The 20,330-nt window shown below is 69.2% G+C and carries 13 protein-coding genes; 7 read left to right on the forward strand and 6 right to left on the reverse strand.

The genetic code is table 11. From position 1 onward, the window contains the following. Positions 1-10: 10 nt before the first annotated feature. Positions 11-3,496 carry a DNA-directed RNA polymerase subunit beta gene (gene rpoB, locus BLW57_RS22850; protein WP_093477008.1) on the forward strand — a complete coding sequence of 1,162 codons (3,486 nt, stop codon included), beginning with the start codon at positions 11-13 and terminating at the stop codon, positions 3,494-3,496. 99 nt (positions 3,497-3,595) lie between these two features. Then, on the forward strand, positions 3,596-7,495 hold the full coding sequence (locus BLW57_RS22855; RefSeq protein WP_093477011.1) for a DNA-directed RNA polymerase subunit beta': 3,900 nt from the start codon (positions 3,596-3,598) through the stop codon (positions 7,493-7,495). A 67-nt stretch (positions 7,496-7,562) separates the two neighbouring features. On the opposite strand, the gene BLW57_RS22860 is transcribed toward BLW57_RS22855, so the two are convergent. The 6 genes from BLW57_RS22860 to BLW57_RS22885 form a co-directional block, all read right to left on the reverse strand. Further along, on the reverse strand, positions 7,563-9,053 hold the full coding sequence (locus tag BLW57_RS22860) for a M48 family metalloprotease (RefSeq protein ID WP_176985689.1): 1,491 nt from the start codon (positions 9,051-9,053) through the stop codon (positions 7,563-7,565). A 28-nt stretch (positions 9,054-9,081) separates the two neighbouring features. Next, on the reverse strand, positions 9,082-9,615 hold the full coding sequence (locus BLW57_RS22865; protein WP_093477014.1) for a Pycsar system effector family protein: 534 nt from the start codon (positions 9,613-9,615) through the stop codon (positions 9,082-9,084). Continuing rightward, positions 9,612-11,027 carry a hypothetical protein gene (locus BLW57_RS22870; protein WP_093477016.1) on the reverse strand — a complete coding sequence of 472 codons (1,416 nt, stop codon included), beginning with the start codon at positions 11,025-11,027 and terminating at the stop codon, positions 9,612-9,614. Before BLW57_RS22870 ends, BLW57_RS22865 begins: the two co-directional genes overlap by 4 nt. 30 nt (positions 11,028-11,057) lie before the next feature. After that, a complete protein-coding gene (locus BLW57_RS22875; RefSeq protein ID WP_093477019.1) occupies positions 11,058-13,187 on the reverse strand; it encodes a hypothetical protein in 2,130 nt (709 codons plus the stop codon). Then, the gene (locus BLW57_RS22880) at positions 13,184-14,056 is read right to left on the reverse strand and encodes a hypothetical protein (protein ID WP_093477022.1); all 873 of its coding nucleotides are present in this window, start codon (positions 14,054-14,056) and stop codon (positions 13,184-13,186) included. The genes BLW57_RS22875 and BLW57_RS22880 overlap by 4 nt, the downstream gene beginning before the upstream one ends. Before the next feature lie 154 nt (positions 14,057-14,210). Continuing rightward, complete coding sequence (locus BLW57_RS22885) at positions 14,211-14,969, reverse strand: Crp/Fnr family transcriptional regulator (RefSeq protein WP_093477025.1); 759 nt, start codon at positions 14,967-14,969, stop codon at positions 14,211-14,213. Positions 14,970-15,352: 383 nt separating this feature from the next. Here BLW57_RS22885 and rpsL point away from each other — a divergent pair, with 383 nt between their 5' ends. From rpsL to BLW57_RS22910, 5 genes are all read left to right on the forward strand, one after another. Next, positions 15,353-15,724, forward strand: a complete 372-nt coding sequence (gene rpsL, locus BLW57_RS22890; protein WP_003948652.1) for a 30S ribosomal protein S12 — start codon at positions 15,353-15,355, stop codon at positions 15,722-15,724. Between the two features lie 2 nt (positions 15,725-15,726). After that, entirely contained in the window at positions 15,727-16,197 is a 471-nt protein-coding gene (rpsG, locus tag BLW57_RS22895; protein WP_003992340.1) for a 30S ribosomal protein S7, read from the forward strand. A 39-nt stretch (positions 16,198-16,236) separates the two neighbouring features. Next, a complete protein-coding gene (gene fusA, locus BLW57_RS22900) occupies positions 16,237-18,363 on the forward strand; it encodes an elongation factor G (RefSeq protein ID WP_093477026.1) in 2,127 nt (708 codons plus the stop codon). Positions 18,364-18,519: 156 nt separating this feature from the next. Next, complete coding sequence (gene tuf, locus BLW57_RS22905) at positions 18,520-19,713, forward strand: elongation factor Tu (RefSeq protein ID WP_073901448.1); 1,194 nt, start codon at positions 18,520-18,522, stop codon at positions 19,711-19,713. Positions 19,714-19,953: 240 nt separating this feature from the next. Then, on the forward strand, positions 19,954-20,313 hold the full coding sequence (locus BLW57_RS22910; protein ID WP_093477029.1) for a hypothetical protein: 360 nt from the start codon (positions 19,954-19,956) through the stop codon (positions 20,311-20,313). The last annotated feature ends 17 nt before the right edge of the window (positions 20,314-20,330 follow it).

A 20,330-nucleotide genomic window follows, 5' to 3' on the forward strand; every position in this document is an offset into this window, starting at 1 on the left:
GGACCCCCTCTTGGCCGCCTCGCGCACTGCCTCGACCGCGAATACGAACAACGGCGCCAGCACCGCCCCGCTGCGCATTTCCTTTGCAAAGATCAAGGAGCCTCTCGAGGTTCCGAACCTGCTCGCGCTGCAGACCGAGAGCTTCGACTGGCTGCTCGGCAACACCGCTTGGCAGAGTCGGGTCGAGGAGGCTCTGGAGAACGGTCAGGACGTCCCCACCAAGTCCGGTCTGGAGGAGATCTTCGAAGAGATCTCCCCGATCGAGGACTTCTCCGGGTCGATGTCGCTGACGTTCCGGGACCACCGCTTCGAGCCGCCGAAGAACTCGATCGACGAGTGCAAGGAGCGCGACTTCACGTACGCCGCCCCGCTCTTCGTCACCGCCGAGTTCACCAACAACGAGACCGGTGAGATCAAGTCCCAGACGGTCTTCATGGGCGACTTCCCGCTCATGACGAACAAGGGCACTTTCGTCATCAACGGCACCGAGCGTGTCGTGGTGTCCCAGCTGGTCCGTTCCCCCGGTGTCTACTTCGATTCCTCGATCGACAAGACGTCCGACAAGGACATCTTCTCCGCCAAGATCATCCCGTCCCGGGGTGCCTGGCTGGAGATGGAGATCGACAAGCGCGACATGGTCGGTGTCCGTATCGACCGCAAGCGCAAGCAGTCGGTCACCGTCCTCCTGAAGGCGCTCGGCTGGACGACCGAGCAGATCCTCGAGGAGTTCGGCGAGTACGAGTCCATGCGCGCCACCCTGGAGAAGGACCACACCCAGGGCCAGGACGACGCGCTGCTCGACATCTACCGCAAGCTGCGTCCGGGCGAGCCCCCCACGCGTGAGGCCGCGCAGACGCTGCTCGAGAACCTCTACTTCAACCCCAAGCGCTACGACCTCGCCAAGGTCGGCCGCTACAAGGTCAACAAGAAGCTGGGTGCGGACGCTCCGCTCGACGCGGGCATCCTGACCGTCGAGGACGTCATCTCGACGATCAAGTACCTGGTGAAGCTGCACGCCGGCGAGACCGAGACGACGGGCGACAGCGGCGAGTCGATCGTCGTCGAGACCGACGACATCGACCACTTCGGCAACCGCCGCCTGCGCAGCGTCGGCGAGCTCATCCAGAACCAGGTCCGCACGGGTCTGGCGCGTATGGAGCGCGTCGTGCGCGAGCGCATGACCACGCAGGACGTCGAGGCGATCACGCCGCAGACCCTGATCAACATCCGGCCGGTCGTCGCCTCCATCAAGGAGTTCTTCGGCACCAGCCAGCTGTCGCAGTTCATGGACCAGAACAACCCGCTGTCGGGTCTCACCCACAAGCGCCGTCTGTCGGCTCTTGGCCCGGGTGGTCTCTCCCGTGAGCGGGCCGGCTTCGAGGTCCGTGACGTGCACCCCTCGCACTACGGCCGCATGTGCCCGATCGAGACGCCCGAAGGCCCGAACATCGGTCTGATCGGCTCGCTCGCCTCCTACGGCCGGGTCAACGCGTTCGGTTTCGTCGAGACCCCGTACCGCAAGGTCATCGACGGCCAGGTCACCGACGAGGTCGACTACCTGACCGCCGACGAGGAGGACCGCTTCGTCATCGCCCAGGCCAACGCCGGCCTGAACGACGACATGCGCTTCGCCGAGAACCGCGTCCTGGTCCGCCGCCGTGGCGGCGAGGTCGACTACGTCCCCGGTGACGACGTGGACTACATGGACGTCTCGCCGCGCCAGATGGTGTCGGTCGCGACCGCCATGATCCCCTTCCTCGAGCACGACGACGCCAACCGTGCCCTCATGGGCGCGAACATGATGCGTCAGGCCGTGCCGCTGATTAAGTCCGAGTCCCCGCTCGTCGGCACCGGCATGGAGTACCGCTCCGCCGTCGACGCCGGCGACGTGGTCAAGGCCGAGAAGGCGGGTGTGGTCCAGGAGGTCTCCGCGGACTACATCACCACCGCCAACGACGACGGCACGTACATCACGTACCGCCTGGCCAAGTTCGCCCGCTCCAACCAGGGCACCTCGGTCAACCAGAAGGTCATCGTCAACGAGGGCGACCGGATCATCGAGGGCCAGGTCCTGGCCGACGGTCCGGCCACCCAGAACGGCGAGATGGCCCTGGGCAAGAACCTGCTCGTGGCGTTCATGCCGTGGGAGGGTCACAACTACGAGGACGCGATCATCCTGTCGCAGCGCCTCGTGCAGGACGACGTCCTCTCCTCGATCCACATCGAGGAGCACGAGGTCGACGCCCGTGACACCAAGCTCGGCCCCGAGGAGATCACCCGGGACATCCCGAACGTCTCCGAGGAGGTCCTCGCCGACCTCGACGAGCGCGGCATCATCCGCATCGGTGCCGAGGTCATCGCCGGCGACATCCTCGTCGGCAAGGTGACCCCGAAGGGTGAGACCGAGCTGACCCCTGAGGAGCGCCTGCTGCGCGCGATCTTCGGTGAGAAGGCCCGAGAGGTCCGTGACACCTCGCTGAAGGTGCCGCACGGCGAGACCGGCAAGGTCATCGGCGTGCGCGTCTTCGACCGCGAGGAGGGCGACGAGCTTCCCCCCGGTGTGAACCAGCTGGTGCGCGTCTACGTCGCGCAGAAGCGCAAGATCACCGACGGTGACAAGCTCGCCGGCCGTCACGGCAACAAGGGTGTCATCTCGAAGATCCTGCCGATCGAGGACATGCCGTTCCTGGAGGACGGCACCCCGGTCGACATCATCCTCAACCCGCTGGGTGTGCCGTCCCGAATGAACCCGGGACAGGTCCTGGAGATCCACCTCGGCTGGCTCGCCAGCCGCGGCTGGGACGTCTCCGGCCTCGCGGACGAGTGGGCCCAGCGCCTGCAGGTCATCGGCGCCGACAACGTCCAGCCCGGCACCAACGTCGCCACCCCGGTGTTCGACGGTGCGCGCGAGGACGAGCTGGCGGGTCTGCTGCAGCACACCATCCCGAACCGCGACGGCGAGCGCATGGTGCTCCCGTCCGGCAAGGCGCGGCTGTTCGACGGCCGCAGCGGTGAGCCGTTCCCGGACCCGATCTCGGTCGGCTACATGTACATCCTGAAGCTGCACCACCTGGTCGACGACAAGCTGCACGCCCGTTCGACCGGTCCGTACTCCATGATCACCCAGCAGCCGCTGGGTGGTAAGGCCCAGTTCGGTGGCCAGCGGTTCGGCGAGATGGAGGTGTGGGCCCTCGAGGCCTACGGTGCCGCCTACGCTCTCCAGGAGCTGCTGACCATCAAGTCCGACGACGTCACCGGCCGCGTGAAGGTCTACGAGGCCATCGTCAAGGGCGAGAACATCCCCGAGCCCGGCATCCCCGAGTCCTTCAAGGTGCTCATCAAGGAGATGCAGTCGCTCTGCCTGAACGTGGAGGTGCTGTCCAGCGACGGTATGTCCATCGAGATGCGTGACACCGACGAGGACGTCTTCCGCGCTGCGGAGGAGCTCGGCATCGACCTGTCCCGGCGCGAGCCGAGCAGCGTCGAAGAGGTCTGACGGGAGTCCGGCGGGGCCCTCACCCTTGAGGGCCCCCGCCGACCCCCAGGCCCCCGTTTCAGACCACAGACTTTCGACCCTGAGAGGGATTGACGCATAGTGCTCGACGTCAACTTCTTCGACGAGCTCCGGATCGGCCTGGCCACCGCTGACGACATCCGTCAGTGGAGCCACGGTGAGGTCAAGAAGCCCGAGACCATCAACTACCGCACCCTCAAGCCCGAGAAGGACGGACTCTTCTGCGAGAAGATCTTCGGTCCGACCCGGGACTGGGAGTGCTACTGCGGCAAGTACAAGCGCGTCCGCTTCAAGGGCATCATCTGTGAGCGCTGTGGCGTCGAGGTCACGCGCGCCAAGGTGCGCCGTGAGCGGATGGGCCACATCGAGCTCGCCGCGCCCGTCACGCACATCTGGTACTTCAAGGGTGTCCCGAGCCGGCTGGGCTACCTGCTCGACCTCGCTCCCAAGGACCTCGAGAAGGTCATCTACTTCGCGGCGTACATGATCACGTACGTCGACGAGGAGCGCCGTACGCGCGACCTGCCCTCCCTGGAGGCGCACGTCTCCGTGGAGCGCCAGCAGATCGAGAACCGCCGCGACGCCGACCTCGAGGCCCGCGCCAAGAAGCTCGAGACCGACCTGGCCGAGCTGGAGGCCGAGGGCGCCAAGGCCGACGTGCGCCGCAAGGTGCGTGAGGGTGCCGAGCGCGAGATGAAGCAGCTGCGCGACCGTGCGCAGCGCGAGATCGACCGCCTCGACGAGGTGTGGAACCGCTTCAAGAACCTCAAGGTCCAGGACCTCGAGGGCGACGAGCTGCTCTACCGCGAGCTGCGGGACCGCTTCGGCACGTACTTCGACGGCTCGATGGGTGCCGCGGCGCTGCAGAAGCGCCTGGAGTCCTTCGACCTCGAGGAGGAGGCCGAGCGCCTCCGCGAGATCATCCGCACCGGCAAGGGCCAGAAGAAGACCCGCGCCCTGAAGCGGCTGAAGGTCGTCTCCGCGTTCCTGCAGACGTCCAACAGCCCCAAGGGCATGGTCCTGGACTGCGTCCCGGTCATCCCGCCGGACCTGCGTCCGATGGTGCAGCTGGACGGTGGCCGCTTCGCGACCTCCGACCTGAACGACCTGTACCGCCGTGTGATCAACCGCAACAACCGTCTGAAGCGGCTCCTGGACCTCGGTGCCCCGGAGATCATCGTCAACAACGAGAAGCGCATGCTTCAGGAGGCTGTTGACGCCCTCTTCGACAACGGTCGTCGCGGCCGCCCGGTGACCGGTCCCGGCAACCGCCCGTTGAAGTCCCTCAGCGACATGCTGAAGGGCAAGCAGGGTCGTTTCCGTCAGAACCTGCTCGGTAAGCGAGTCGACTACTCGGCGCGTTCCGTCATCGTCGTCGGCCCGCAGCTGAAGCTGCACCAGTGCGGTCTGCCCAAGGCCATGGCGCTGGAGCTCTTCAAGCCGTTCGTGATGAAGCGCCTGGTGGACCTGAACCACGCGCAGAACATCAAGAGCGCCAAGCGCATGGTGGAGCGCGGCCGCACGGTCGTGTACGACGTCCTCGAAGAGGTCATCGCCGAGCACCCGGTTCTGCTGAACCGTGCTCCCACCCTGCACCGCCTCGGCATCCAGGCTTTCGAGCCGCAGCTGGTCGAGGGCAAGGCCATCCAGATCCACCCGCTCGTCTGCACCGCGTTCAACGCGGACTTCGACGGTGACCAGATGGCCGTGCACCTGCCGCTGTCCGCGGAGGCGCAGGCCGAGGCCCGCATCCTGATGCTGTCCTCGAACAACATCCTCAAGCCGGCCGACGGCCGTCCGGTGACGATGCCGACCCAGGACATGGTCCTCGGTCTGTTCTTCCTCACCACCGACGGCGAGCTGCGTGACACCAAGGGCGAGGGCCGCGCGTTCGGCTCCACGGCCGAGGCGATCATGGCGTTCGACGCCGGCGAGCTCGCGCTGCAGTCGCAGATCGACATCCGCTTCCCGGTGGGCACCATCCCGCCGCGCGGCTGGATGCCGCCGGCGCGCGAGGAGGGCGAGCCCGAGTGGCAGCAGGGTGACTCGTTCCGCCTGCGCACCACGCTGGGCCGCGCGCTCTTCAACGAGCTGCTGCCCGAGGACTACCCGTTCGTCGACTACTCGGTGGGCAAGAAGCAGCTCTCCGAGATCGTCAACGACCTCGCCGAGCGCTACCCCAAGGTCATCGTGGCGGCGACGCTCGACAACCTGAAGGCGGCCGGCTTCTACTGGGCGACCCGTTCCGGTGTCACCGTCGCCATCTCCGACGTCGTCGTTCCCGAGGCGAAGAAGGAGATCGTCCGCGGCTACGAGGCGCAGGACGAGAAGGTCCAGAAGCAGTACGAGCGCGGTCTGATCACCAAGGAAGAGCGCACTCAGGAGCTCATCGCGATCTGGACCAAGGCGACCAACGAGGTCGCCGAGGCGATGAACGAGAACTTCCCCAAGACGAACCCCATCTTCATGATGGTTGACTCGGGTGCCCGAGGAAACATGATGCAGATGCGGCAGATCGCCGGTATGCGTGGTCTGGTGTCGAACGCGAAGAACGAGACCATCCCGCGTCCGATCAAGGCGTCCTTCCGTGAGGGCCTGTCCGTGCTGGAGTACTTCATCTCCACGCACGGTGCCCGTAAGGGTCTGGCGGACACCGCCCTGCGTACCGCCGACTCGGGTTACCTGACCCGTCGTCTGGTGGACGTCTCGCAGGACGTCATCATCCGCGAGGAGGACTGCGGCACCGAGCGCGGTCTGAAGCTGCGGATCGCCAACCGCGGTGCCGACGGTGTGCTGCGCAAGGCGGACGACGTCGAGACCAGCGTCTACGCCCGCATGCTCGCCGAGGACGTCGTCATCGACGGCAAGGTGATCGCGCCGGCCAACGTGGACCTGGGCGACGTGCTCATCGACCAGCTGGTGCACCACGGCATCGAGGAGGTCAAGACCCGCTCGATCCTGACCTGCGAGTCGCACGTCGGCACCTGCGCGATGTGCTACGGCCGTTCGCTCGCCACCGGCAAGCTGGTCGACATCGGTGAGGCGGTCGGCATCATCGCCGCCCAGTCCATCGGTGAGCCCGGTACCCAGCTGACGATGCGTACCTTCCACACCGGTGGTGTGGCCGGTGACGACATCACCCAGGGTCTGCCCCGTGTCGTCGAGCTCTTCGAGGCCCGTACCCCGAAGGGTGTCGCCCCGATCTCCGAGGCCAACGGCCGCGTGCGGATCGAGGAGACCGAGAAGACCAAGAAGATCGTCGTCACCCCGGACGACGGCAGCGACGAGACGGCGTTCCCGATCTCGAAGCGTGCCAAGGTCCTGGTCCGCGAGGGCGACCACGTCGAGGTGGGCCAGCAGCTCACCGTGGGTGCCACCAACCCGCACGACGTGCTGCGCATCCTGGGTCAGCGTGCCGTCCAGGTCCACCTGGTCGGCGAGGTCCAGAAGGTCTACAACTCGCAGGGTGTGTCGATCCACGACAAGCACATCGAGATCATCATCCGGCAGATGCTCCGCCGCGTGACGATCATCGAGTCCGGCGACGCCGAGCTGCTGCCCGGTGAGCTGGTCGAGCGCTCGAAGTTCGAGACCGAGAACCGTCGTGTGGTCCAGGAGGGCGGTCACCCGGCCTCCGGTCGTCCGCAGCTGATGGGTATCACCAAGGCCTCGCTGGCGACGGAGTCCTGGCTGTCGGCCGCCTCCTTCCAGGAGACGACCCGAGTCCTGACGGATGCGGCGATCAACGCCAAGTCCGACAGCCTCATCGGCCTCAAGGAGAACGTCATCATCGGTAAGCTCATCCCGGCCGGTACGGGTCTGTCCCGCTACCGCAACATCCGGGTCGAGCCGACCGAGGAGGCCAAGGCCGCGATGTACTCGGCCGTCGGTTACGACGACATCGACTACTCGCCGTTCGGCACGGGCTCCGGCCAGGCCGTTCCGCTGGAGGACTACGACTACGGTCCGTACAACCAGTAAGCGAGTCGCTCGAACCGAAGGGCGGTCACCCCGTGGGGTGGCCGCCCTTCGGCGTATGGGGGCAGGGTCAGCGGTGCAGCCCCAGGTAGGGCTGGAGGGCGTCCAGCCGGGTGTGGTGATCCGGGTGGGAGGACAGGAGCCGGTCCAGGGTGCCGGGCTCCTTCAGCTGCTCGCCCCGCGCCGCGAGGGCCGCCTTGGCGGTGTCCTCCTCGGTCTGGAAGTGGTACAGGACCTCGGCCAGCTGCCGGGCGAAGCCCAGCTCGGCGGCCTGCTGGTCGGCGCGCAGCTCGCCGCGCCGGCCCGCGTAGGCCAGCAGGTACGGGGCGAGCACGAGCGGGACGGCGATGTACCAGGCGGCGAGGAACGCGGCGACCGCCGCCAGCGCCATGAACAGGATCAGGAACCCGGTCGCCGCCATGGAGAAGACGCCGGCGACCGCGATCGCGAACCGGGCCAGTCCGCGGGTCACCGCCCAGGCGATCCGGCCGGGCAGCGAATACCAGTAGCCGAGCAGACCGGCCCAGGCGTGGCCGCCGGTGTGGTGGCCGAGTTCGTGCGCGAGCACGGCAGCCAGGTTGCTGCTGGGGATCCGGTTCAGGCTGTACGTGGTGACGCCGACGACATGCCCGGCCACCGCGACGGCGTTCAGCTCGTCGCTGTTCTCCACCATCAGCTCGTACGTGCCCGGCTCGATGCCCGCGCGGGCGGTCACCTCGTGCCAGATCGGCTCCAGGCGGGCCCGCTCCTGCTGACTGGGCAGCCGGAGCTTGAGCACGTACCGGGCGAAGGCGAGTTCGGTCGGCCGGTGGAAGACGAGCAGCCCGGAGGCGACCCACGCCAGCACCACCAGCGTTCCGACGACGTTCCCGAACATGCCGAGCGCGATGGAGCCGACCAGGGCGAGGCTCACCAGGGCTCCCGGCAGCTGCACCGCCAGCCGCCCGACGGCCGTCGCGTCGGCCCCGCGCTGGTGCTCGGACACGTGCAGACGGGCACCGCGGTGGCGGTAGTCGAGGTCGTCCGGCGCGGGCTCGGGACCCGGTACGGCGGTCCGCGGGACGTGTGCCTGGGGCGGCACCGCTGTCCCCGGCTGCCCGCTGTCGTGTTCCGAGCCGGGATACGGCGGCGGGGCCGCCTGGGTCTGCGGGCCCGGCCGGGCGTGCGCTCCGCCCGGGTACGGGGGCGCGGTGGCGGTGGTGGCGGCGGTGGCGGCGGTGGGGTAGGCGGGGCCGGGGCTCGTGGCGGTGCTCGGGTAGGACGGGCCCAGTGATGTGGGGTACTGCGGGGCCGGGCCGGGGGAGGCGGGGGCGCCCGGGTACGGCGGTGGGGCGGCGGCCGTGGGGTAGGCGGGGCCGGGGCTCGTGGCGGTGCTCGGGTAGGACGGGCCCGGTGATGTGGGGTACTGCGGGGCCGGGCCGGGGGAGGCGGGGGCACCCGGGTACGGCGGTGGGGCGGCGGCCGTGGGGCCCGGGTAGGCAGGGGGCGCCGGGGTCACGGCGTCGGGGTAGGACGGCTCGGGGTACCGGGGCGGGACCGACGGGTCCGGCGGCTGGGACATGAGCGGGGCTCCTTCGAGTACGGGGACGTCAGCCGACGAGCGCGGCGGTGGGCAGCAGCAGGGCACCGGCGCAGAAGGCGATCAGGCCGGTGCGGATCCACCGGTGCTTGGAGGCGGCGATGCGGCTGTTCTCGGCGAGTGCCGCCAGCAGCCCGGCGGCGGGGTCCCGCTCGGTGTCGGCGAGCGCCTGGGCCAGCCGGCCCTCCCGGACCGCCTGGTGGATGTCGCCGAAGTAGCACAGCGGGCGTCCCTCGGCCCAGGACCCGCTGCGGTAGCGGGGCAGTACGGCGAGCAGCAGCGCGAGCAGCGACAGGGCCAGCCCCGCCGCACCGGCCCACCACAGGCCGGTCCCGGAGGCGGACAGCCGGCTCGGCGACCAGTTCCGCCCGGCGACCAGACCGGAGAACAGCCCGGCCGTCATGCCCAGCGCCGCCACCAGCACGGAGGCCTTGGCGTCGGCCCGCGCGATCTCGTCACGCAGCTCGCCGAGCAGCCGCTCCGCGGTGCGCCGGCCCTCGGCGGTGGGAGCGCCCGGCGGTGCTGTCGTGCCGGGGGCGGTCACGCCGACCCCGCCTCGGGATGCTCCCTCGGCGTGGTGCCGGGCGCGGGCGGCACGACCGGTGCGGGCCCGTCGGACACGAGCGTCAGCGGGGGTGCGGACGCCGTCGCCGGCGGGGCGGGCGGCGGGGGAGCGGCCGGGGCGGCGTACGACGCCGCCGGATCGTACGGCGGCTGCCCGTAGGAAGCCTGGCCGGGTGCCGGCGGGGCGTGGCCGGGCTGTCCTTGCGCGGTCCCGCCGTACGGGTCCTGCCCGTACGAGGGTTGCCCGTACGGCGGCGGTCCGTACGGGGATCGGCCGTACGGCCCGGCGGTCCCCTGCGCCGCCGGGTCGTACGGTGTCGGGGCGCCGGGCGCCGGGTACGGCGCCGACGGCGGGGCGGGCGGTTGGCCGGGCGCGTAGGGCTGCGGCGGCGGGGCGTACGGCGCCTGCGGGGGCACGCCCGGCGGCAGGGCCTGGGGCGGCGCAGCCTGCTCGCTCATGAGGTCGTCGACGGAGCGCAGCACCGACCGGGCCGACTCCGCCTTCTGGTAGTCCTCCAGGCTGTCCCCGGCGATGACCGCCAGCTCCTTGCGGATCGCCCCGAGCTGGTCCCGCTGCAGGGTGCCGATGACCATCTTGGTGTCGCCGGGGTGGGCCGCTAGATGCAGGGCCCACGCGGCGACGCCGCCGTGCTGGAGCCAGTACTGGTAGAAGGCGATCTTCTGGGCGACCAGTTCCTGCGACTGGTGTTCGCGCAGGACCTCCAGCTGGTGCTCCAGCTGTGCCTGCCGCATCCGATACTCGTGCTCGGGGTCGAGCATCTCCGACTCGTAGCGCAGGGTCCGCTTGCGCCGGCGATGGACGATCGCGTCCTCGTCGAGGCGCAGCCGCACCACGCAGGTCACCTGCAGGCCGGTCCCGGCGGCGAAGGTGCCGTCCTCCTCGACCGCCCGCTGCACCGCCCGTTCCGCGGCCGGGCTGTCCTCGATGGCGAAGCGCCGGGTCACCGGCCGTGCCACCTGCTGGAGTTCGCGGGTGAGCCGGGTCGGCACGTCCCGTTCGCCACTCGCCACGAACGCCTTCGGGTCGGCCACCCGCCAGGTGAGGTCGGCGGTGGCGCCGAAGGAGAACGCGTCGTCGTCGCTGGGCAGTTCGAGCTCCAGCTGGACCGGGTGGCTGCCCATGTCCACCTCGTAGACGGAGGTGTAGCGACGGGTCGCGGCCTCCGTACGGCTCGGGCGGTGCGGCGGCATGAAGACGTCGTACGAGCCGCCCGCGGTGACGAACACCAGGGCGTGGTCGATCGCGCCGATCGTGCGGCGTGCGGTGTAGTCGAACCGCGAGATCGGACGGACGGTCAGCACGGGGTCGACCAGTGCGGTGTGCCGGTCGGCGTGCTGGGTCCACTCCGGCGGGCGGCGGAAGTCCGCCATGGGGCAACTCCTCGTTCTACCTGGGGTGGTTCAGGTGTTCGTGGCTGAATGCAGCAGGGTGAGGAAGTGGTCGGCCGTACGCGGGCCGTCGTTCTCGGCGCGCAGCACGCGCAGTTCGTATGCGAGGCGTTTGCGGTCGTCCGCGGTGACGACCAGCGCGGGGAGCAGGAACTCCAGCGCCAGGGCGGCGTCCGCCCGTCGCTCGGCGACGTACAACCAGGTGCGCAGGGCGTTCAGCGCGGGCCGGGTGTGCGTGCGGTCATTGAGCGCGGTGCGCCACAGGGTGGCCATGTCACGGGCGGTGTCCGCCTCGTACATGCCGGTTTCCGCGTACCAGCCGACCAGCGCTCCCTCCTCGTCGTTGGAGCAGGCGCGGACGAAAGCGGCCAGGGCGAGGTCGCGTACGGCCGGTGAGTCCTGGTACAGCAGCCGTACGAACTCGGCCAGCACCTCTCCGCCACTGTGCCCGGCGGACAGCAGCAGGGCGGCGGACTCGGTGAGGTTGTCGCGCTCCACTTCACTGCTGGCGTCGACCCCTGCTCGGGTGGCCAGTGCGCCGAGTGCCGGTCCGGCCAGGTCGGGGCGGAGCGGAGCGAGCTGGCCGAGGGCGCGAATGGCCGTCCAGCGACGGGCGGCACGCGGGTCGGAACACCACTGGGTGAGCAACCGCATCAGGGCGGGTGCGCCGAGGACCTGAGCGAGTGTGAGGGTGTTCGCCGCGATGATGCGCGGACCGAACGAACGGGAGGTCGCCCAGCTGTCGACCAGGAGGGCCATGGTCGAAGCCAGGTCGGCGTCGGCGAGCAGCGCGGTCGCCGCGGCGGCGCGTGTTCGCACCAGCGGGCGGCCGTCGCGGGCGAGCTGTTTCAGCCATTCGACCAGCGCCGGACGCGCCGACGGATGGCCGGTCCACACTTCGGTCAGCAGAACCCGAGGGGTTCTTTCGTCGAGGAACCCGGCTACGAACTGCGGGATCGGCCCCCAGTCGGTCGACTCCTGCCGTACCTCTCCGACGGCCCGTGCGAGCGTCAGTCGGTCTTCGGCAGCCGGTCCGAACACCGGAATCTCCGGCGGAAGTTCGGGGTTCTGCAGTCGCTGGAAGTGCACGAACAGCTTGTCGGCCAGCTCGGCGGCGAGGACATAGGGGGCCTGGTCGAAGACAGCGAGCGAGATGAGGAACGCCTTGTCCCGCAGTCCTGTCGCCGGGTCGCCGAGCCAGTCGCGGCACTGCTTCTCGACCGCCGCCTGCCCGAAGTCCGCGAGCCCTGCCAACGCCTCCCGGCTGCCGTCGTAAGTTGCCAGCGTCTCGGCGAACGCGGCGGCCTCGGCCGGCCGGCGGTCGGTGGCCGCCAGGAAGCCGCCGACCGGATCCAGGGCGAGCAGGGCGTCGACGTCGTCCGGTCTGCGGCGGCCGAGGAGTGCCCGCACGATCTCCGGCGCGGTAGGCGGTGTCCAGCGGCAGGGCGTGACACCGGGCAGGTGCGGCGAGCTCTCGACGGTGACGACGAGGTAGCCGTCCACCTTGACGAGCTGGTCGCGGGCGGCGAACAGGTGAGTGTCACGTAACGGCCGGTTGCGGCTGAGGGGCAGATCGCGGAGGACGTGCCCACCGGGGCGGGTGAGCTGCGTGCTCAGGGCCGCGGGGGCTGTCTCCGGGCTCAGGGCGTGGATGCCCGACGTACCGCCCAGGCGGTGCAGCAGCATCAGGGCGGCGGCGTAACGGCCGGTGGCGTGTGCGCCGGACAGGATCAGCACTCGCTCCTCGCGCAGCCGCTCAAGGGCGGATGTGAAAGCGGGGCCGTCGGCGAAGACCTCGGCGAGTTCCTTCAGCCTGTCGGGGGGAATCTCACCGGAAGCGTTCGGGGTGGCTCCCGGTGCGCCGTGGTAGTGGTGTTCGGTACGGCCCCCCAGGTAGACGTCGCCGCCGACCTGCCCGCCGGACACTCCGTGCTGCGCACCGCCGACCAAGCTGCCGCCGAAGCGGGTGTCGTCACCGAGGAAGAACCCGGGTGTGTGCGCGAACAGTTCACGCTGCGCGGCCCGCGCCTCCTGGGAGTGATCCGCTTCCGGTTCCAGGTCCGTGTCGCTGGGCAGCCCCTCCGGAGAGTCGGGAGCCTCCGGGGATGCCTGGTCGGGTTCCGCGTTCGGGGACGCCGTCACGACTCCCCGCCCGTCGTTCCGCCGAGGTGCACGTCCCCGGTGACCCGGCCGCCGGAGACGCCGTGCTGGTCCCCGCCGACGAGGCTGCCGCCGAAGCGGGGCGAGCCGCTGCCGAAGTGGAAGACGGCGCCTCCGGTGGGCGCGGGGGGCTGCGGCTCAGGTGCGTCCGGTGCCGGTGTGCCGGGCGCGGGCGCCTCCCGCGCCGGCGGCCGGGCGGCCGGTGCCCCCGGTTCCGGGACGTCCCCCGGCGTGCCCGGCACCGGGGCTTGGCCCGTGCCACCGCGGTCCTCGCCGGTGTGCGGCACCGGCCCGTGGAGCCAGGCGCGCAGCGGACCGTTCTTGCTGGTCAGGGTCACCGGGTGGAAGTCGGCGGCGCGGACGCCGTGGTGGTCGTGGCGCACGATTCCCGCGTGCACGCCCTCCGACACGCACAGCGCGAAGCCGTTGTCCCGTTCCCGCAGGGCGGCGCGCAGCAGCGGGGCGTCGAGCAGCCGGCAGGCGTGGTTGAGGTCGGAGCCGACCCACCCCCCGTGCTCGTCCACGGCCACGTACCCGTCGGCGACCACGCCCCGCAGCCGGATCTGCGCCGAGCTCGACGCGCGCCGGTTGTAACCGTGCAGCTGGGCGGGCACCTCGGTGAGCAGCGTCCGCAGCAGCGCCGGCACGGACGCGCCCGCGTCGATCAGCTCCATGACGGAGTCGCCGCGGTCGGCCCGCCGCCGCAGGGTCTCGTCGACACCGGCGCTCTCCAGGGCACGGTCGGCGATGTCGTAGAGCACCCGCCGCAGATACGCCTGCTCCACGTCGTCCCGGTCGCTGTACTTCTCGATGTCGAGCAGGAGCATCGTCCGGCTCACGGGATCGTTCATGGTCGCCTCTCGGGTCGTGCCGTGGTGGTCGGGCCGCGCCGTCAGCAGCGTGGCGCGCGGGGCTGCGGGGGCGTGAGGACGGATGACCCACTCGGACTGTGACCGTGTGCACAGACGGCGCCCGGGCCCGCGGCCGGCGCCGTGCGCGGGCCGCTCACTCCGGCGCCTCCGCCCGCGCGATCCGGCGCAGCACGTCCGGTCGTACGATCACCAGCGCCCGGCGGCCGGTGCGGACCACATCGCGTTCCCGCAGGTCCTTCAGGAGCCGCTGCACCGCCTCGCGCGACGCGCCCACCGAGCCGGCCAGCTCCTGCTTGCTCAGCGGTACGGCCAGCTCGACACCGTCACCGGTGCGGCGGCCGTGGGTGCGGGCGAGGTCGAGCAGCAGGGTCGCGAACCGTTCGCGGACGGACAGGGAGGCGAACTCCAGCCGGCGCCGGTCGGCGGCGCGGGTGCGGTCCGAGGTGAGTCCGAGCAGGGCGAACGAGACGGCGGGGGAGTCCGCCAGGAACTGCGTGAAACGCTCGCGCTGGACGGCCACGGCCCGTACCCGTTCCAGTGTCGTCACGGTGGCCGAGCGGGTCCGGCCGGTCAGCGCGGCCGACTCGCCGATGACGTCACCCGGCCCGCGCAGCGCGAGCAGGGCTTCGTAGCCGTTCGCGGCCGCCGCGGTGACCTTCGTCCAGCCGTCCACGACGAACAACACGTGCGCGGACGGCTCCCGCTGGCGCAGGAGCACGGCCCGGGGCGCGAAGTCCAGCCCGTGGCCGAGCGCGAGCAGCGCGGCCCGGTCCGCCCTTTCCAGCCGGGCCAGGAACGGCACCCGGTCGTCGAGTCCGTCGTCCCCCGGTGTGTCCTCCGGTGCCCCGGCCGGCGTCTGCCTCGGTAACGCGTGCGGTATGTCCCCCGTCATCCAACCTCGCCCCCAAGCGGAACAGCGACCGCTCAACGTACAGAGGCGGCGGGCCGCGCGGGACGGGAACGGGCGGGATTCACGCGGAAGGGCCACGGGCCCTCCACGAGGAAGCGGGACATGTCCGGCGTGTCGGGGCGCACTCCATTTGTTTTGACCGAAGTCCGTGAGGTAGGTACGCTCAGACCTTGTGCCTGGGGTGTGCCCTGGCTCTCGTGCGTGCCTTCAAACCGCATGGCGAGCTGTGAACGGCCACCGTAAATCCGTGCCCCTTTCGCCTCACGGCGGGAGCGGGAGTCTGCGGGATTCGACACACCCGACCGCGTGGGTCGGAGAAGTTCCAGGTTAGCTGTACCTATCGGCACACAGAAACCGGAGAAGTAGTGCCTACGATCCAGCAGCTGGTCCGTAAGGGCCGGCAGGACAAGGTCGAGAAGAACAAGACGCCCGCACTCGAGGGTTCCCCTCAGCGTCGTGGCGTCTGCACGCGTGTGTTCACGACCACCCCGAAGAAGCCGAACTCGGCCCTCCGTAAGGTCGCGCGTGTGCGTCTGACCAGCGGCATCGAGGTCACGGCCTACATTCCGGGTGAGGGACACAACCTGCAGGAGCACTCCATCGTGCTCGTGCGCGGCGGCCGTGTGAAGGACCTGCCGGGTGTTCGATACAAGATCATCCGTGGCTCCCTCGACACCCAGGGTGTCAAGAACCGCAAGCAGGCCCGTTCCCGCTACGGCGCCAAGAAGGAGAAGTAAGAATGCCTCGTAAGGGCCCCGCCCCGAAGCGCCCGGTCATCATCGACCCGGTCTACGGTTCTCCTCTGGTCACGTCGCTCATCAACAAGGTGCTGCTGAACGGCAAGCGCTCCACCGCCGAGCGCATCGTCTACGGCGCCATGGAGGGTCTGCGTGAGAAGACGGGCAACGACCCGATCATCACGCTGAAGCGCGCGCTGGAGAACATCAAGCCGACCCTCGAGGTCAAGTCCCGCCGTGTCGGTGGTGCGACGTACCAGGTTCCGATCGAGGTCAAGCCCGGTCGTGCCAACACGCTCGCGCTGCGCTGGCTGGTCGGTTACTCCCGCGCCCGTCGCGAGAAGACCATGACCGAGCGTCTGCTCAACGAGCTTCTCGACGCCTCCAACGGCCTGGGTGCCGCTGTGAAGAAGCGCGAGGACACGCACAAGATGGCCGAGTCCAACAAGGCCTTCGCGCACTACCGCTGGTAGTCGCTACCCACATCGAGACCGAGAGAAGACTGAAGCCTTATGGCTACCACTTCACTTGACCTGGCCAAGGTCCGCAACATCGGGATCATGGCCCACATCGACGCGGGCAAGACGACCACCACCGAGCGGATCCTGTTCTACACCGGTGTGTCCTACAAGATCGGTGAGGTCCACGACGGCGCTGCCACCATGGACTGGATGGAGCAGGAGCAGGAGCGTGGCATCACGATCACCTCTGCTGCCACCACCTGTCACTGGCCGCTCGAAGACGTCGATCACACGATCAACATCATCGACACCCCGGGTCACGTCGACTTCACCGTCGAGGTGGAGCGCTCCCTGCGCGTGCTCGACGGTGCCGTGACGGTGTTCGACGGCGTCGCCGGTGTCGAGCCCCAGTCCGAGACGGTGTGGCGTCAGGCGGACCGCTACGGCGTTCCGCGTATCTGCTTCGTCAACAAGCTCGACCGGACCGGTGCCGAGTTCCACCGCTGCGTCGACATGATCACTGACCGCCTGGGCGCTCAGCCGATCGTGATGCAGCTGCCGATCGGTGCCGAGGCCGACTTCAAGGGCGTCATCGACCTCGTGACGATGAAGGCCCTGGTCTGGTCCGCCGAGGCCACCAAGGGCGAGATGTACGACACCGTCGACATCCCGGACACGCACACCGAGGCTGCCGAGGAGTACCGCGGCAAGCTGCTCGAGGCCGTGGCCGAGAACGACGAAGAGATCATGGAGCTGTACCTGGAGGGCGAGGAGCCTTCCGTGGAGCAGCTGTACGCCGCGATCCGTCGTATCACCATCGCGTCCGGCAAGGGCACCGGCACCACCGTGACCCCGGTGTTCTGTGGCACCGCGTTCAAGAACAAGGGCGTCCAGCCCCTGCTCGACGCGGTCGTGCGCTACCTGCCGTCCCCGGTCGACATCGAGGCCATCGAGGGCCACGACGTCAAGGACCCCGAGGTCGTCGTCAAGCGCAAGCCGTCCGACGAGGAGCCCCTCTCGGCGCTGGCGTTCAAGATCATGAGCGACCCGCACCTCGGCAAGCTCACCTTCGTCCGGGTCTACTCGGGCCGCCTGGAGTCCGGCACCTCGGTGCTGAACTCCGTCAAGGGCAAGAAGGAGCGCATCGGCAAGATCTACCGCATGCACGCCAACAAGCGTGAGGAGATCGAGTCGGTGGGCGCCGGCGACATCGTCGCCGTCATGGGCCTGAAGCAGACCACCACCGGTGAGACGCTGTCCGACGACAAGAACCCGGTGATCCTGGAGTCCATGGACTTCCCGGCCCCGGTCATCCAGGTCGCCATCGAGCCCAAGTCGAAGGGCGACCAGGAGAAGCTCGGCGTCGCGATCCAGCGCCTGGCCGAGGAGGACCCGTCGTTCCAGGTCCACTCGGACGAGGAGACCGGCCAGACCATCATCGGTGGTATGGGCGAGCTGCACCTCGAGGTGCTGGTCGACCGTATGCGCCGTGAGTTCAAGGTCGAGGCCAACGTCGGCAAGCCGCAGGTGGCGTACCGCGAGACGATCCGCAAGGCCGTCGAGCGCGTCGACTACACCCACAAGAAGCAGACCGGTGGTACCGGTCAGTTCGCGAAGGTGCAGATCGGCATCGAGCCGCTCGAGGGCGGCGACACGTCGTACGAGTTCGTGAACAAGGTGACCGGTGGTCGTATCCCGAAGGAGTACATCCCTTCGGTCGACGCCGGTGCGCAGGAGGCCATGCAGTTCGGCATCCTCGCCGGCTACGAGATGACCGGTGTCCGTGTCATCCTCCACGACGGCGCCTACCACGAGGTCGACTCCTCCGAGCTCGCCTTCAAGATCGCCGGTTCGCAGGCCTTCAAGGAGGCCGCGCGCAAGGCCAGCCCCGTGCTGCTCGAGCCGATGATGGCCGTCGAGGTCACCACGCCCGAGGACTACATGGGCGAGGTCATCGGTGACATCAACTCCCGCCGTGGCCAGATCCAGGCCATGGAGGAGCGGGCTGGTGCCCGCGTCGTGAAGGGCCTCGTGCCCCTGTCGGAGATGTTCGGCTACGTCGGCGACCTCCGCAGCAAGACGTCGGGTCGCGCAAGCTACTCGATGCAGTTCGACTCCTACGCCGAGGTTCCGCGGAACGTCGCCGAGGAGATCATCGCGAAGGCCAAGGGCGAGTAACGCACCGCGTTAACACGCCGTAGGCTTGACTCCGGAGCCTCAAGGGGCATTCCACCGTGAACATGGAGGAATGCCCCGGGTTCCGGGCCTTTACAGCAAAGATCACCTGGCGCCGATGAAGTAAGGCGTACAGAACCACTCCACAGGAGGACCCCAGTGGCGAAGGCGAAGTTCGAGCGGACTAAGCCGCACGTCAACATCGGCACCATCGGTCACATCGACCACGGTAAGACGACCCTCACGGCCGCCATTACCAAGGTGCTGCACGACGCGTACCCGGACCTGAACGAGGCCACCCCGTTCGACAACATCGACAAGGCGCCCGAGGAGCGCCAGCGCGGTATCACCATCTCCATCGCGCACGTCGAGTACCAGACCGAGGCGCGTCACTACGCCCACGTCGACTGCCCTGGTCACGCGGACTACATCAAGAACATGATCACCGGTGCCGCGCAGATGGACGGCGCGATCCTGGTGGTCGCCGCCACCGACGGCCCGATGCCGCAGACCAAGGAGCACGTGCTCCTGGCCCGCCAGGTCGGCGTTCCGTACATCGTCGTCGCCCTGAACAAGGCCGACATGGTGGACGACGAGGAGATCCTGGAGCTCGTCGAGCTCGAGGTCCGTGAGCTCCTCACCGAGTACGAGTTCCCCGGCGACGACGTTCCGGTCGTCCAGGTCTCCGCGCTCAAGGCCCTCGAGGGCGAGCAGCAGTGGGTGGACTCGGTCCTCAACCTGATGAAGGCCGTCGACGAGTCGATCCCGCAGCCGGAGCGCGACGTCGACAAGCCGTTCCTCATGCCGATCGAGGACGTCTTCACGATCACCGGTCGTGGCACCGTCGTCACCGGTCGTATCGAGCGCGGTATCCTCAAGGTCAACGAGACCGTCGACATCATCGGCATCAAGACCGAGAAGACCACCACCACGGTCACCGGCATCGAGATGTTCCGCAAGCTGCTCGACGAGGGCCAGGCCGGTGAGAACGTCGGTCTGCTCCTCCGTGGCATCAAGCGCGAGGACGTCGAGCGCGGCCAGGTCATCATCAAGCCGGGCTCGGTCACCCCGCACACCGAGTTCGAGGCGCAGGCCTACATCCTGTCCAAGGACGAGGGTGGCCGCCACACGCCGTTCTTCAACAACTACCGTCCGCAGTTCTACTTCCGTACGACGGACGTGACCGGCGTCGTGACCCTCCCCGAGGGCACCGAGATGGTCATGCCGGGTGACAACACCGAGATGACGGTGTCGCTCATCCAGCCCGTCGCCATGGAAGAGGGCCTCAAGTTCGCCATCCGTGAGGGTGGCCGCACCGTGGGCGCCGGCCAGGTCACCAAGATCGTCAAGTAAGTTCGCTTGCTTGCGGGTCACCAGCTGACCTGAAGGTCTCCGACCTGGGAGAGGCCCGTACGACTTCGGTCGTACGGGCCTCTTCGTGTTCTCCCCGGGCCCGGTCCCGCGCCGCGTCAACGTGCGTCGGCGAAAACCCACCGTGACGAAGATCCACGCAAGCGGGTTGAACCCGCCGGATGGTGAATCCGACGGCGGGCCGCCCGGAGCGGGTGGCCGCAGTACCGCGAGGGGTGAGCGATGGGCGGACCGTCCGCCGGCCACGGGCCGCAGTACCTGGTCTCCACGCCGGCCGAGAAACGGGCGGCGGCGAAGGCCGTGGAGGACCGCATCGAGCCGGACACCGGCCGGGCCGGACGGTGGGCGGACGACGAGACCGGGGCCGCCGTGAAGGCGTTCGGCGCAAGGGACGGGGACGGCTGGCTGACGGCCGGAGCACTGCGCGCCGCCCACGAGACCTGGTCCGGGCCGGTGAAGAACCTGCTGGACCGGCTGGGCGCGGAGAAGGACGCGCTGCGGGCCACGAACACCGTGCTGACGAGCGCGGACATCGGCACCGGCGGCGCGCTGCGGCAGCTGTCCGCGCTGGACCGCTACTGACGGGGGCGGCCGCGGAT

This window comes from Streptomyces sp. 1222.5, from assembly GCF_900105245.1.
In the GTDB taxonomy this organism is placed as follows: domain Bacteria; phylum Actinomycetota; class Actinomycetes; order Streptomycetales; family Streptomycetaceae; genus Streptomyces; species Streptomyces albidocamelliae.